Annotated in this window: 13 protein-coding genes; 7 read left to right on the top strand and 6 right to left on the bottom strand. The window is 47.1% G+C overall.

Annotated elements, in window-relative coordinates; translation table 11 throughout:
• Positions 1-3: 3 nt before the first annotated feature.
• Positions 4-1,434, bottom strand: coding sequence for an ATP-binding protein (locus KD145_RS18135; RefSeq protein ID WP_212000508.1), 1,431 nt, complete (start codon positions 1,432-1,434; stop codon positions 4-6).
• A gap of 307 nt (positions 1,435-1,741) precedes the next feature.
• Here KD145_RS18135 and KD145_RS18130 point away from each other — a divergent pair, with 307 nt between their 5' ends.
• Together KD145_RS18130 and KD145_RS18125 are read left to right on the top strand one after the other, a co-directional pair.
• A complete protein-coding gene (locus KD145_RS18130) occupies positions 1,742-1,945 on the top strand; it encodes a hypothetical protein (RefSeq protein WP_212000507.1) in 204 nt (67 codons plus the stop codon).
• 32 nt (positions 1,946-1,977) lie between these two features.
• Positions 1,978-2,544 carry a ferritin-like domain-containing protein gene (locus KD145_RS18125; protein ID WP_212000505.1) on the top strand — a complete coding sequence of 189 codons (567 nt, stop codon included), beginning with the start codon at positions 1,978-1,980 and terminating at the stop codon, positions 2,542-2,544.
• 161 nt (positions 2,545-2,705) lie between these two features.
• Here KD145_RS18125 and KD145_RS18120 read toward each other — a convergent pair whose 3' ends face one another.
• A complete protein-coding gene (locus KD145_RS18120; RefSeq protein WP_212000503.1) occupies positions 2,706-3,053 on the bottom strand; it encodes a hypothetical protein in 348 nt (115 codons plus the stop codon).
• A gap of 112 nt (positions 3,054-3,165) precedes the next feature.
• Here KD145_RS18120 and KD145_RS18115 point away from each other — a divergent pair, with 112 nt between their 5' ends.
• From KD145_RS18115 to KD145_RS18100, 5 genes are all read left to right on the top strand, one after another.
• Positions 3,166-3,957, top strand: a complete 792-nt coding sequence (locus KD145_RS18115; protein WP_212000501.1) for a Ku protein — start codon at positions 3,166-3,168, stop codon at positions 3,955-3,957.
• Entirely contained in the window at positions 3,954-4,574 is a 621-nt protein-coding gene (locus KD145_RS32315) for a DNA polymerase ligase N-terminal domain-containing protein (RefSeq protein ID WP_249219427.1), read from the top strand. The genes KD145_RS18115 and KD145_RS32315 overlap by 4 nt, the downstream gene beginning before the upstream one ends.
• A 50-nt stretch (positions 4,575-4,624) precedes the next feature.
• Positions 4,625-6,478 carry a DNA ligase D gene (gene ligD, locus KD145_RS18110; protein WP_249219425.1) on the top strand — a complete coding sequence of 618 codons (1,854 nt, stop codon included), beginning with the start codon at positions 4,625-4,627 and terminating at the stop codon, positions 6,476-6,478.
• A 25-nt stretch (positions 6,479-6,503) separates the two neighbouring features.
• Positions 6,504-7,022: a DUF4199 family protein gene (locus KD145_RS18105; RefSeq protein WP_212000495.1), complete on the top strand. Its 519-nt coding sequence runs from the start codon at positions 6,504-6,506 to the stop codon at positions 7,020-7,022.
• Between the two features lie 97 nt (positions 7,023-7,119).
• Positions 7,120-8,451, top strand: a complete 1,332-nt coding sequence (locus KD145_RS18100) for a sigma-54 dependent transcriptional regulator (protein WP_212000493.1) — start codon at positions 7,120-7,122, stop codon at positions 8,449-8,451.
• A 4-nt stretch (positions 8,452-8,455) separates the two neighbouring features.
• Here KD145_RS18100 and chrA read toward each other — a convergent pair whose 3' ends face one another.
• From chrA to asnS, 4 genes are all read right to left on the bottom strand, one after another.
• Positions 8,456-9,649, bottom strand: coding sequence for a chromate efflux transporter (gene chrA, locus KD145_RS18095; protein WP_212000491.1), 1,194 nt, complete (start codon positions 9,647-9,649; stop codon positions 8,456-8,458).
• A gap of 364 nt (positions 9,650-10,013) precedes the next feature.
• Positions 10,014-10,970 (bottom strand): isopenicillin N synthase family oxygenase, encoded by a 957-nt coding sequence (locus KD145_RS18090; RefSeq protein ID WP_212000489.1) that lies wholly within the window; start codon positions 10,968-10,970, stop codon positions 10,014-10,016.
• Positions 10,971-11,067: 97 nt separating this feature from the next.
• Entirely contained in the window at positions 11,068-11,598 is a 531-nt protein-coding gene (locus tag KD145_RS18085) for a biopolymer transporter ExbD (protein WP_212000487.1), read from the bottom strand.
• Positions 11,599-11,773: 175 nt separating this feature from the next.
• On the bottom strand, positions 11,774-13,213 hold the full coding sequence (gene asnS, locus KD145_RS18080; protein ID WP_212000485.1) for an asparagine--tRNA ligase: 1,440 nt from the start codon (positions 13,211-13,213) through the stop codon (positions 11,774-11,776).
• Between the last annotated feature and the right edge of the window lie 284 nt (positions 13,214-13,497).

The following is a 13,497-nucleotide window of genomic DNA, read 5'->3' as shown; positions in this document are numbered from 1 at the left end:
GGATCAGTTCTCATTTTTGTTGTTTTGTGCAAGGGGTAGCACAATGATGAAGGAGGCTCCTTTGTTGGGCATGCCTTCGGCGAAGATGAAACCGTTGTGGCTGTCAACAATTTTTTTGCAGATGGCCAGGCCGATCCCGGTGCCGGAATATTCGCTGATGCCATGCAGGCGCTGAAAGATGAGGAAAATACGTTCGGCGAAGGCGGGATCAAAACCGATACCGTTATCTTCAATGCTGATGCGGCAGAAGGGGGTGTCCCAGCGGTTTTCTTTTACAAAGCCAAGTTCCCGGCCGGATAGTACCTGTTGGCGGATATGGATCTCCAGCGGTCTATCGGGGCTGGCGAATTTGATAGCATTGGCCAGGATGTTCTGGAACAGCTGATGGAAGGAGGTGGCGCTGCCTTCGATCATCGGGAGGGCTTCGGTGGTGACGGTTACATTTTTTTCTTCCAGAGTCACTTCCAGATCAGCCAGTACTTCCTGCAGCAACACGTTCATATCTACAGTGGTGATACTTTCAGGCGTGATGCGGCCTGCCCGGGAAAAAACCAACAGGTCGTTGATCAATACCCGCATGCGGGACACGGCAGATACCATGCGATCTATCAGCTGGGTGGCGTCGGGGGGCAGCTGGTCCTTGTATTTCATCTGCAACCGGTCGCTGAAAGTGGAAATTTTGCGCAGCGGCTCCTGCAGATCGTGCGAGGCCACATAAGCGAACTGTTCCAGTTCCTGGTTGGTTTTGTTGAGCAGGGAAATGTTCTGTTGCAGGTCACGCTGATAGGATTTCATTTTGCTCTCTATATGCAGTTGCAGCCTGAATTCGCGTGTGAGAGTCACGTAGGAATAGATCCCTATCAGGATCGCTACAAGCGACGAAATAAAGATCACTGGTACCCAAAGAACAGAGAAAAAATGAAAGAGCCTTGCCTTCTCATGTACTTGGCTTTCTTCAATACGGATCATGTCCTGCACCTTACGGTCCAGCTTGTCCATTGATTTTTCACCTTCCTTAACAGAGCTTTCCTGCCTTGCTACAGTAGCAGCATGACTGCCAGACAGCAGTTGCCGGTATTTGATGGCGAGTAAATCGCGCAACGTATCGAGATGCTGCTGTTGCCGGGGGCTTTCAGCGGTTATTTGCCGGAGCAGCAGATATTCCCGCTCAATCCGCTTGCTTCTTTCTTTCATACTGGGATCGAGGAAGGCACTGTCTTTAGTGAGATTATAGCCCCTGATGGCCGCTTCTGCTTCCTTCAACTGACGGGTGATCACTTCCAGCCGTTTGGAGACTTCGATCGCATGATTGAGCCTGCCAGCATTCTCCAGCAGGTTTTTAGCTACCAGGTAAGAAAATATGGACGCAGCTATTATAACTGTGAAGGCGATGAAAAATCCGATGCGTATTTTTTTATGTACTGGAAAGTGCATTGATTTCTACTATAGATGATTACAGTGCAATCAAGATACTATTTTATGTTTTAAAAAAAGATGACAAAACAGCGTAATCCGGCAAGTCCTTTCTGAGCAACTATTTCCACAGTATGCTTTTTATTTCTACGGTTCATGAAACTACGACGGGAAAGAGTACCACCAATGCCTGCGGAAAAGGTTGTAGATCAGTGAAACGGAATGCTGACAGGGATTTGATGAATAGGTGCTGTAATATTGGTGGCCGGTATACCCGCATTGGAATGAACTTTGATTTTTTAGTAATTGAACTCATAAAGCATAAATTATGAACCCGGAAAGAAAACAGCAGCCAGACGAAGAGCCTACGCCGAACAGGGAAGAGCCCAGAAGGGAAGATCCGATGCCGGTGCAGCCTCCTCCGGAAAAGCCGCCGGATACTGTTCCGGAAGAGCTGCCTGAACGGGAAGTCCCCCGGCAGCCAGCCTCACCAGAGGCCGAAAAGGCCTTTGATAGACACAAGCCGGAATAAGTAGCATATGTTGAACCTAAAATTTAATTTTTATGCCTGCTTCAAAATCCGCACACGGTTCTGCCAGAAGGCCTGCCCATAAGTCCAATAGCCATGGACATATGAATCGCACCCGGTTCGCAGAACTCTTTATGGAAGAACTAAAAGATATTTACTGGGCTGAAAAAAATCTGCTCAAGGCAATACCAAAGATGCAGAAAGCAACTACTTCCGATGAACTGACCTATGCATTGGATGAACACCTGGAAGAAACCAAACATCATGTCATGCGGCTCGAAGAAATTTTTGAAATAATGGGGAAAAAGCCCCAGACCAAAAAATGTGAAGCCATGGAAGGACTGATGATGGAAGCACAGGTGTTTCTGGATGATACCGAAGCTGATTCCATGGTCAGGGATGCGGGCATTATCATTTCCATGCAGAAAATCGAACATTACGAAATTGCTTCATACGGATGTCTGCGCACGCTGGCCAATGTAATGGGACATGCTGATGTAGCAGAGCTCCTGGAGCAAACCCTGGAAGAAGAAAAACATACTGACAGCCTGCTTACAGAGATAGCTGAATCTACCGTTAATGAAGAAGCAGCTGCCGAATAAACCAAAACCATGCTTAATAAAACAGATCTGTATAGTTGTTGAACGGAAAAGCCCTTGTAATAACTTACAAGGGCTTTTTTATTGTCTTACTGACACAACAAGGCCCACCTGTATGGCGGGCCTTGTGAAAATGAAAAAGTGTTCTTGATCTGCAGGATCAGTCAGCCAAACAGTATTTGCTCTTCCCGGTCTTCTACTTTTATCCGATGGATAAAATCAGCAAAACCACTTTCTTCGTGAGTAGTATACATACCATATGCATCCAGTACATAACCCTTGTTCCCCTCTTTGTCTTCCATAATATAGAGGATGGATGAGTCAGACGGATCTGATTCGCCTTCAAAACGGTAGGTTTTAATGATCAAAAGATCTTCCGGATGATACACTTTCTGTATATCCGGTGATTGCATGCTGCCTTGATCACTCATCTTTAACTCGTGATCAAATCCTTTTTCATGCAACCGTTGTAAAACCCGTGTGAGGGTCGTCATTTCTCCTGGCTTTTCCATAAAAACAGGTTTTGGTTAACAACGGAAAAACCAAAAGTTATGCCGCGCTGTTTTACCTGTATACTGGTACCATTTGTGTTAATCATCAACGGATCATCAAAAACATTATACCATGCGTGCAATATGGTCAGGGTCAATCGGGTTTGGGTTGGTAAACATTCCCATAAAACTATATAGTGCCACACAGGACAGCCGTCTCGACCTGGATATGCTGGACAGCAACGGGCTGGCTCATATCCGGTATAAAAGGGTCAATGAAAATACCGGTAAGGAAGTACCATGGGAACAAATCGTTAAGGGATATCTCTACAAAGACGAATACGTGGTGCTGGAAGATGAAGACTTCGAAGCAGCCAGTCCTAAAAGAAGCAAGATCATCGAAATAGAATCTTTCGTGGATGAAGCCTCCATTGACGATATCTATTTCGAAAATCCCTATTTCCTGGAACCCGCCAAAGGCGGTGAAAAAGCTTATGAGCTGCTATTGGAAGCCCTGCAGAAAACCGCTAAGGCCGGCCTGAGCCGTTTTGTATTGCGGAGCCAGGAACATCTCTCTGTGATCAGGCCCCGCGAAAATTATCTGTTGCTGCAGCAACTGCGCTATGAAGAAGAGATCCGCTCCTCGCAGGACCTGACGCTGCCTTCTGATGTCAGGATAGGTAAAAAGGAGCTGGATATGGCGATAGAACTGATCAAACAATATGCTGCCGAATTTGATATCAGCCGATATAAGGATGAATACAAAGAAGAACTGATGAAGATCATCAAAGCCAAAGCCAGCGGCAAAAAGCCGGTAGTGAAGAAAATGAAGGTCGTGCATACCAAAAGCGATGATCTTTTTGACCAGCTGAAGGCCAGCCTGGGTAGTAAACCAGCTGCCCCCAGTAAAAAACGTGCATCATGAGCCTGAGCAGGTATAAGCAGAAAAGAAATTTTGAATCCACTACAGAACCGGTGGCAGGTAAACCACAGCAGGGAATACATGCGTTTGTAGTACAACGGCATCATGCTACCCGGCTGCATTACGATTTCAGGCTGGAAGTGGCTGGTGTCCTTAAAAGCTGGGCGGTGCCAAAAGGTCCGTCTATGAATCCTGCAGATAAACGGCTGGCTATGCAGGTGGAAGACCATCCCTATGATTACAAAGACTTTCAGGGGACCATCCCCCAAGGCAACTACGGTGCCGGTACCGTCTATATATGGGATAAGGGCACCTATGAACTCATGCGTGGCAGCGGAAAAAATTTTGATGCTGATGCACAGAAAGAAATCGAATCCGGCGACCTGAAAATTGTGCTGAAAGGAAAAAAACTGAAAGGTGAGTTTGCCCTCGTAAGAATGAAAGCGTCTAACGACAACGCCTGGCTGATGATCAAACACCGGGATAAGTATGCAGTAGATCAATATAACAGTGAAGACTATACGCCGGAAAGTGTAAAAACAAAAGGTATCCGCGAAAAGGAAGCTTCCCGTAAAAAAAAAGCTCCATACCTACTCCTGAACCCGAACCTGAGCCAATAAAAAAACACATCACCCGGAAAACACAAGCGGTCAAAAAAGTTTATAAACCCATGCTGGCCACATTGGTAGATGCTCCGTTTAATGATGCTGACTGGTTATTCGAAACTAAATGGGACGGCTATCGTGCTATTGCCACTGTACAGCAACATAAGGTATCCCTTTATTCCCGCAATGAAAAAGATTTTAGCAGGGATTATCCCGCTGTGGTGGCTGCTGTAGAGAATATTGCGCATAATGTGGTGCTGGATGGAGAAATCATCGTGCTGGACAACAAAAAAAATTCCCATTTTCAATTACTCCAGAATTATAAAACTACCGGTAAAGGTAACCTCGTATACATGGTCTTCGACCTGTTACACCTCAATGGCAGCGAATTACAACAGCTCTCACTACTGGAACGAAAGAGCCTGTTAAAAGATCTGGTAGACCAGCTGAATGATAAAAGGGTACAGTTTTCTGCCCATGTACTGAAGAAGGGAAAGGATTTTTTCCAGAAGGCGCAACAGCAGCAATGGGAAGGCATTATAGCGAAGAAAACCGATAGCACATACGAAGAAGGCAGGAGGACCATGTCGTGGCTGAAAATAAAAGTTACCAACGAGCAGGAAGCCCTTATCTGTGGCTTCACCGCCCCCAGAGGCAGCCGCAAGAAACTAGGTGCATTGGTACTGGGCTTGTATGAAGATAAAAAGCTGAAGTATATCGGCAACTGTGGCGGAGGCTTTAATGATGCCATGCTCGCCATACTGTACAACAAGCTGATGCCGCTGGTGCAAAAGACTTCGCCTTTTACGCAGAAAATAAAGACAGACATGCCCGTTACCTGGGTTAAACCCAAACTGGTATGCCAGGTGAAGTTCTCCGAATGGACAGGTGATGGTATCCTCCGTATGCCTGTATTCCTGGGACTGAGAGAAGACAAACCCGCTGCGGACATACATACGGAAACACCTAAATCCATGACTATGGCAACAGCGACAGCGGAAAACAATCGTGTCATCACCCTGAACGGTAAAAAGGTGACCCTCACCAACCAGCAGAAAATATACTGGCCTAAAGAAAATATTACCAAAGGACAGCTGATCGATTACTACCTGTCCATAGCTGGTTATATCCTGCCACACCTGAAAGACAGGCCCCTGTCGTTACATCGTTTCCCTAACGGGATAACACACCCGTCTTTTTACCAGAAAGACCTGGACCTGGAACAAACACCCGACTGGATTAAAAGCATTCCGCTGATGGCTGCTTCCACCGGTAAAAAGGTAGATTATCTGCTCTGCAACAACCAGGCTACACTGGTTTATATGATCAACCTGGGCTGCATTGAGGTTAACCCCTGGCTGTCGCGTACTTCCAGCCTGGATAATCCTGACTTTGTAGTGATGGACCTGGACCCGCAAAACATAGATTTTAAATACGTAGTGGAGGTAGCCCTGCATATTAAAGCTTTTCTGGACCAGTACCGGCTGGAAAGTTTCTGTAAAACTTCCGGCTCTGAAGGGCTACACATCTATATTCCTACCGGAGGCAAATACAGTTACGATACCTGCCGTTTATTTGCGGAGTATATCGCCCGGCATGTTCATCGCGAACTGCCTCAGACTACCAGTGTAACAAGGACCAAATCGGCCCGCAATAAAAAGGTGTATCTCGATTATCTGCAGAACAGGGTGGCACAAACGGTGGCCGCGCCATATTCGGTAAGACCTAAGCCCGGCGCCACCGTGTCTATGCCGCTGTCCTGGAAAGAAGTGAATGAATCGCTGCGGATCAGTGACTTTGATATTTTTAACTCACTCCAACGAATAAACGAAGTTGGAGATTTGTGGGAGGATATACTACAAACAAAAAATGACCTGCACAGATTCATCAGTAACGTGGAAAAGCATACAAAAGCCTGACTTGTTTACCTTTAAACTACCTATTATGCAACGGTTTCATCTACATCTTCCCGTTGTACATTCGAAGGGATACGGCATCATTATCGCCGTTATTTGTATGGTACTCACAGTTGTTTTTTATGCAACCGATCAATACGGTGCGTTATGGACAGGCTTTGGTATCGCCCTGGTGTTTTTTGTAGGTATTTTAATCTCCATCATACATTATAACGGAAGGCATGGAGAGAAGACTTCTACGGCTTCTGCTTTTTACCTGGGTATCCGGACCACCTTCCTCGCTACCTTCCTGCTGGGGATATTTGCCCTGATATTTCATGTTCTGGTAGTAAATGGGACTATTCATCGCCTGATACCTCAGGGCTTTCAGCAGACGCCCAGGATTATCAGAGGGATAGAAACAGAAAAGGAAAGGTTCTGGATTCTGTTTGTAGGCAATGTGTTGATTGCTGATATTGCTATGGGTGTGCTGGCCGCTATGCTGGGAGCACTCGTTTTTAAGGCCAATCAAAAGTCTGCCGGTGATGCCACCAAGGACAACATTTAAGGATTTTGTTATGTACTTATTTAGTTATTTTGTTGTTGTTATAGGTGGGGCCCGTAGTCCCGCAGGCAACAATCCAAATAATTAAATCTGAGATACCTTGAAGGGCCATATACTCATTATAGATGATGAAGACCAGTTACGGAAGCTACTGAGCCGTTTGCTGGCATTGGAAGGTTATACGATGCATGAAGCAGGCAATATCAGGTCTGCCATGAAAATCCTGGAAAAAGAAGAAATCAGTGTTGTGTTGTCGGACGTGAAACTACCTGATGGCAATGGGGTGGAGCTGGTACCAACGATCCGCACCCGTTTTCCGCAGGTTGAAACCATCGTCCTGACTGCCTATGGCAATATCGCCGACGGAGTACAGGCCATCAAAAACGGCGCTTTCGACTATATCACCAAAGGAGATGACAACAACCGTATCCTGCCGCTGGTAAGCAAAGCCATGGACAAAGCCCGGCTGCAGTTCCGTATCCGCGACCTGGAAAAAAAGATTGCCGGCAAATATAATTTTGACAATATACTGGGCTCTTCGCCTGAAATCATGAGCGCGATAGAACTGGCGAGGAAAGTAGCCCCTTCGGATATGACGGTGCTGCTGCTGGGTGAAACCGGTTCGGGGAAGGAAGTGTTTGCCCATGCCATTCATGAAGGCAGCAACCGCCGTCAGCAGCCGTTTGTGGCGGTCAACTGCAGCGCTATCGGCAAAGATATCCTGGAAAGTGAGCTGTTTGGCCATGTGGCCGGCGCTTTTACCGGTGCGGTAAAAGATAAAAAAGGATTTTTTGAAGAAGCCCGTGGCGGTACCATTTTCCTGGATGAAATGGGGGAGATGCCGGTAGAGCTGCAAGCCAAACTGCTGCGTGTACTGGAGGCCCAGGAGTTTTATAAAGTAGGCGAGCCCAAAGCCATTAAAACAGACGTCCGGGTGATTGCCGCCACCAACCGCAACCTCGAACAGGAGATCGCTGCCGGTCATTTCCGGGAAGACCTGTTTTATCGCCTGTCCGTTTTCCAGATATCACTGCCATCGCTGAACAACCGTAAAAAGGATATTCCTTTACTGGCTACCTGGTTTATTCAGCAGTTCGCGCCCAAGATGAACAAACGGCTGACGGGTATGAGTCCTGCTTTTCTGCAGGCTTTACAACAACATAGCTGGAAGGGTAATATCAGGGAATTGCGTAATGTGATTGAAAGGGCGGCCATTCTCACGGACACGGATATACTGGATGTGTCTTCTCTGCCTTTTGATTTCCAGCAGGGGAAAGATGACAACGCATCTTCTCTTCGACTGGCAGATATGGAGAGAAGCCATATCATCAAAGTACTGGGTCAGGTAAAGGGCAATAAGACGAGGGCAGCAGAGTTGCTCGACATCGGCCTTACTACGCTGTACAATAAGATCAAAGAGTACAATATTTAGCAGCTTACAGGATCCAGCCCATGATGAGGCAGGCAATTACGATAAATGGCGATGGGAGTTTCGTAAATATCAGTAATGCCAGGGTACAGATCATGATCAGGATGTTGTACCAGTTGGTAGGGATCGCCAGAAAGAGAATAAAGGTGGCGGCCCACATGATACCGACTACTACTGCGTTGATGCCTTCGAGGGCGCGGTAGATGATCACATATTTTTTCAGGTTATGCCAGATAGGGAAAAAGAAGAGCACCAGTAACAGGCTTGGCAGGAAAATAGCGATCGGTGCCAGCACACAGCCTAAAAACTGGTAGCCCATGCCCAGATTACGCATGGCCATGCCTCCTACATAAGCGGATATTGAGAAGGTGGGGCCAGGGAGCGCACGCATAATACCAGCACCGGTAAGCAGTTCCTCCGCGCTCAGATACTGCGATTTGGCACGGGTCACATACTGTTCCAGCATCATGGCGATCAGGATATCACCCCCGCCGAATACCAGGCTGCCGAAACGGTAGAAGTTCTCAAAGAGGTTGAAGGGACGGCGCGTCACCCATTCATGGGAGCGGGCATATTCCGAGAGGATACCTGCCAGTACGAAGATGAGCACAAACAGCCATATATTTCCCCACTGTATTTTTTTGGGTTTATCTGAAATATCCGGAATACGTTTGTTACTGAAGTTGGAAACAATGCCGCCCAATATGATCAGGGCGGGGAAGGTCCAGGGTGATTTGAGGTAGCAGGCAGCAAACATAGCTACGATCATGATCACAAAGGTGGCCACATTGTTGATGCTGATCCGGTATGCCTTGAGGCCGCCATAGGCCAGAAAGCCTACCGCCATAGGCTGTACGTATTTAAAAATATCTGTTTGTAAGGCCCTTTTATCGAAATACTGCAGCAGGAAACTAAGCGAGCCCATCATCAGGCAGGCCGGCGTGATCCAGATAAGCAGGGTAAAGATGGCCAGTAATACGCCACCGCGTTTATAGCCAATGAGGGTAAGGGTTTGGGATGATGATGCCCCGGGAAGCAACTGGCAGAAAGCATTATATTCCATCAGCTCCTGCTCGGTAACATCTTTTCGCTGGTACACAAATGTTTTCATCATCATTGCCAGGTGCCCCTGCGGGCCACCGTAGGCAGTTATGCTATGTAATAGCACCGCTTTGAGAAAAGGTATATGACGTAGAAACACAGTTATTGATAAAGTGAATTCCGCTCCAAAGGATTCAATAAGTTAGTAAAAATAATCCTACAAAATACAATAGTGTTGCTAATTATACTAATCTGTAATGTAACAAAGGCACAATACTTGTAATACGGGAGGCTATCTAATCGAATATGGCCTTTTATCCGTTGTGATAGTTTGTTCTTGCGAAGATTTAACCCACCGGCATGAAAGAGTGCCCGGACTAAAAGTCTGACCATATTGGAAAAACCAGCGAAAAAATAACCATACAGAGAAGCCGAAAGAAAATAACCAGACTTGCCCGTGCGCAGGATAAAATGTAAAGTCCCGGTAAGTAACCTTGCCGGGACTTTGTATGTCAGGAGACAGTTTATTTTTTCAGCCCAATTTCGCGCAGGCGTTCATCGAGGTATTCACCGGCAGTGATAGGCTCATATGCCAGCGGATTTTCGGCGGTAACGCAGCTTTCCAGACAATCCAGCTTCATACCGGATTTAGGATGCAGGAAGAAGGGGATGGAATAACGGGAGGTATGCCACTTTTCGCGGGGTGGGTTGACAACCCGGTGCGTAGTGGATTTTAACCGGTTGTTGGTAAGGCGTTGCAGCATATCGCCCACGTTTACCACAATCTGTTCGGGCAGAGATGTTACCGGCACCCAGTTGTCTTGTTTGTCCAGGATCTGCAGGCCGTCGGCAGAAGCGCCTACCAGCAGGGTAATCAGATTGATATCCTCATGTTGTTCCGCTCTGATAGCCGATTTAGGCTCCTGAGTGATAGGAGGGTAGTGGATGGCCCTGAGAATGGAATTACCATTGTGTATTTTGTCATCGAAGTAGTGCTCGTCCAGGCCCAGGAACAGGGCGATAGCCTGCAGCAGGTGCTTGCCGGAAGTCTCAAAGCCGCGGTAAGCTTTAAAAAAGGTCGGTGTGAAAGCTGGTACTTCTGCCACCGCTACGTTAGGTGGATATTCTTCCCCGATAGGGTCATTGTCTTCCACAGTCTGACCAAACTGGAAAAACTCTTTCAGGTCAGGTGCCTCATAACCTTTGGCGTGTTCCTTACCGAAGGAGGTGTAACCGCGCTGGCCGGCCAGTTCAGGAATTTCGTATGTATGTTTGGTTTCGAAGGAAAGCTTGAAAAACGCTTGTACGTAATTGTAGAGGTCTGCAATCAGCTCGTCGGGAATACCATGATTCTTTACCGCTACAAAACCAACTTCTTCATAAGCCTTTCCCAGTTGCTGCACAAAAGCAGCTTTCCTGTCGGCATCACCGGAGGTGAAGTCTGCCAGGTCTACTGATGGGATGGAGTGGGTAATTGCCATATCGTTTAATTGTTTTGGAGCGGTAAAGGTACGGAATATCAGGTACGAATGGTGCAGCAGCCGAAGCAGATAAGGAGACTGCAGACATGTCGCAGCATTACTTAAAATAGGCTTCTTCTTTGGGATGGATGTCGACAATAGCGTAGCGGTCTACCTGGTTGATCAGCATTTCATCCATGATGTCCACCACATTTTCATAGCGGGCCTGCTTGTCGGCTTTGATGAGCACCATCAGATCATTTTTGTGGAAGGCATTACTCACTGCTTCTTTTTTACGGATGATGATATCGCGGATGCCGTTATGGTTGGCGAAAGAGGTATAATTTACCTGTGGCGGCCGGGAAGGATCATCTCCGATGCCTTCATACCAGGCGATGCGACCCTGAGGTCCCAGGATAACAGTCAGTGCTTTGCTGGCAGCCAGTGACATAGGATCTCCGTCACTGCGGGGCATCAGCAGGTCCATGGTTTTGGGCTGTGCCAGGGTAGTGGTAAGCATAAAAAATGTGATCAGCAGAAAACCCAGGTCTACCATGGGGGTCATATCCACACGGGTTGATTTTTTGTTGCTGCGTGTTCTTTTGCCGCAGTGGCGGCCATTGGGAGCAGTCGTATTCATTTCAGCCATAACTAACGGTTTTGCATATACGAAAAAAATGGTTGAAAGCGCTTTCTGCTAAATAGATGCAGCCTGCATCACTTTCCATAAAAACATGAGGAACAAAAAAATAAAAAATATAAAAGCATAAAAAACCCTGTACAAGCAAGGCTCATACAGGGTAGTTATGATTTATTCATCACAGTTAGAAGTCGGCATTTTTCGGTGTCCTTGGGAAAGGAATCACGTCGCGGATGTTGGTCATACCGGTTACGAACAGCATCATACGCTCGAAGCCCAGACCGAAGCCGGAGTGCGGTGCGGTGCCAAAGCGGCGGGTATCGAGGTACCAGGACAGTTCATCTACCGGTACATGCATTTCTTCCATGCGTTTTACCAGTTTATCGTAATCTTCTTCACGTTGTGAACCGCCTACCATCTCACCGATGCCGGGGAAGAGGATGTCCATTGCTCTTACGGTTTTATTGTCTTCGTTGAGCTTCATGTAGAAGGACTTGATTTCTTTCGGATAATCAGTCAGGATTACTGGCTTTTTAAAGTGTTTCTCCACGAGATAGCGTTCGTGTTCACTCTGGAGGTCTGCGCCCCATCCTTCAATGAGATACTGGAACTTCTTGTTTTTGTTAGGCTTGCTGTTTTTCAGGATCTCGATGGCTTCAGTGTAGGTGATGCGCATGAATTCGTTGTTCAGTACGAACTCCAGTTTTTCCAGCAGTCCCATTTCGCTGCGTTCCTGTTGTGGCTTTTGTTTTTCCTCTTCTGCCAGTCGGGCGGCCAGGAAGTCGAGGTCTTCGCGGTTGTGCTCCAGGATGTGGCTGATGAGGGATTTGATGAAAGCTTCTGCCAGGTCCATGTTATCTTCCAGTTCATAGAAGGCCATCTCCGGCTCGATCATCCAGAATTCCGCCAGGTGACGGGCGGTGTTGGAATTTTCAGCACGGAAGGTGGGGCCGAAGGTATAGATCTCTCCGAAAGCCATCGCACCGAGTTCGCCTTCCAGTTGCCCGGAAACGGTCAGGTTGGTAGACTTCCCAAAGAAGTCTTCTTTGAAATCAATTTCGCCGGATTCCGTACGGGGCGGGTTTTTCATGTCGAGGGTGGTAACCCTGAACATTTCACCGGCACCTTCTGCATCGGAAGCGGTAATGATGGGTGTATGCAGGTATACGAAGCCCTGTTCGTTGAAGAACTTGTGTACTGCGAAAGCCAGGGAGTGGCGTACGCGGAAAACAGCGCCGAAGGTGTTGGTGCGGAAACGCAGGTGAGCGATTTCACGCAGGTATTCCAGGCTGGGCTTGTTTTTCAGCTGTAAAGGGTATTTTTCCGCATCGCAGTCTCCCAGTATTTCCAGGCTGCTGGCTTTCAGTTCCACGCGCTGGCCTTTGCCGAGAGAAGGGATAACTTCTCCGGTGGCGCTGATGGCTGCACCGGTGGTGATCCGCTTCAGCAGGGCTGCATCGGTATTTTCTATGTTGATAACTACTTGCAGATTATTATTGGTAGAGCCGTCGTTTAACGCTATAAACTGGTTGTTGCGGAAGGAACGCACCCAACCTTTTACTGTTACTTCGTAATGCGTCCTGTCATCGGACAGGATTTGCTTGACTTTCACTCTTTGGCTCATAAATTAATTTTTTTAGGATTGCAAAAATAAGTGTTCTCCGCCATAGTCCATAACACTAATGGTGGCTTAACAAGATAATATACTCCTGTCTGGTTGCAAAAGAAATGTTAAAAATTGATATAATATTAAAACGGATATATGATCAGGCTCAGATTTAAGGACCGCGCTACTACGCTTTTATAGCCGGAAGTAGTGGGGCCAGATAGCTGAACAACGGTGACTGCGGGGCATTTGGGGGCAAGTTTTTTTGGATAATAATAAAACTTGTTTTAATCTTGCGTTAT

The organism is Chitinophaga sp. HK235 (genome assembly GCF_018255755.1).
Classification (GTDB): Bacteria; Bacteroidota; Bacteroidia; order Chitinophagales; family Chitinophagaceae; genus Chitinophaga.
Note: the sequence above shows the minus strand (reverse complement) of the source record. Positions and strands in the feature narration are given on the sequence as shown.

Excerpts from the sequence above, each read along its gene's own strand:
- KD145_RS18135 (WP_212000508.1), bottom strand. The coding sequence starts at position 1,434 with ATGCACTTTCCAGTACATAAAAAAATACGCATCGGATTTTTCATCGCC.
- KD145_RS18130 (WP_212000507.1), top strand. The coding sequence starts at position 1,742 with ATGAACCCGGAAAGAAAACAGCAGCCAGACGAAGAGCCTACGCCGAAC.
- KD145_RS18125 (WP_212000505.1), top strand. The coding sequence starts at position 1,978 with ATGCCTGCTTCAAAATCCGCACACGGTTCTGCCAGAAGGCCTGCCCAT.
- KD145_RS18120 (WP_212000503.1), bottom strand. The coding sequence starts at position 3,053 with ATGGAAAAGCCAGGAGAAATGACGACCCTCACACGGGTTTTACAACGG.
- KD145_RS18115 (WP_212000501.1), top strand. The coding sequence starts at position 3,166 with ATGCGTGCAATATGGTCAGGGTCAATCGGGTTTGGGTTGGTAAACATT.
- KD145_RS32315 (WP_249219427.1), top strand. The coding sequence starts at position 3,954 with ATGAGCCTGAGCAGGTATAAGCAGAAAAGAAATTTTGAATCCACTACA.
- ligD (WP_249219425.1), top strand. The coding sequence starts at position 4,625 with ATGCTGGCCACATTGGTAGATGCTCCGTTTAATGATGCTGACTGGTTA.
- KD145_RS18105 (WP_212000495.1), top strand. The coding sequence starts at position 6,504 with ATGCAACGGTTTCATCTACATCTTCCCGTTGTACATTCGAAGGGATAC.
- KD145_RS18090 (WP_212000489.1), bottom strand. The coding sequence starts at position 10,970 with ATGGCAATTACCCACTCCATCCCATCAGTAGACCTGGCAGACTTCACC.
- KD145_RS18085 (WP_212000487.1), bottom strand. The coding sequence starts at position 11,598 with ATGGCTGAAATGAATACGACTGCTCCCAATGGCCGCCACTGCGGCAAA.
- asnS (WP_212000485.1), bottom strand. The coding sequence starts at position 13,213 with ATGAGCCAAAGAGTGAAAGTCAAGCAAATCCTGTCCGATGACAGGACG.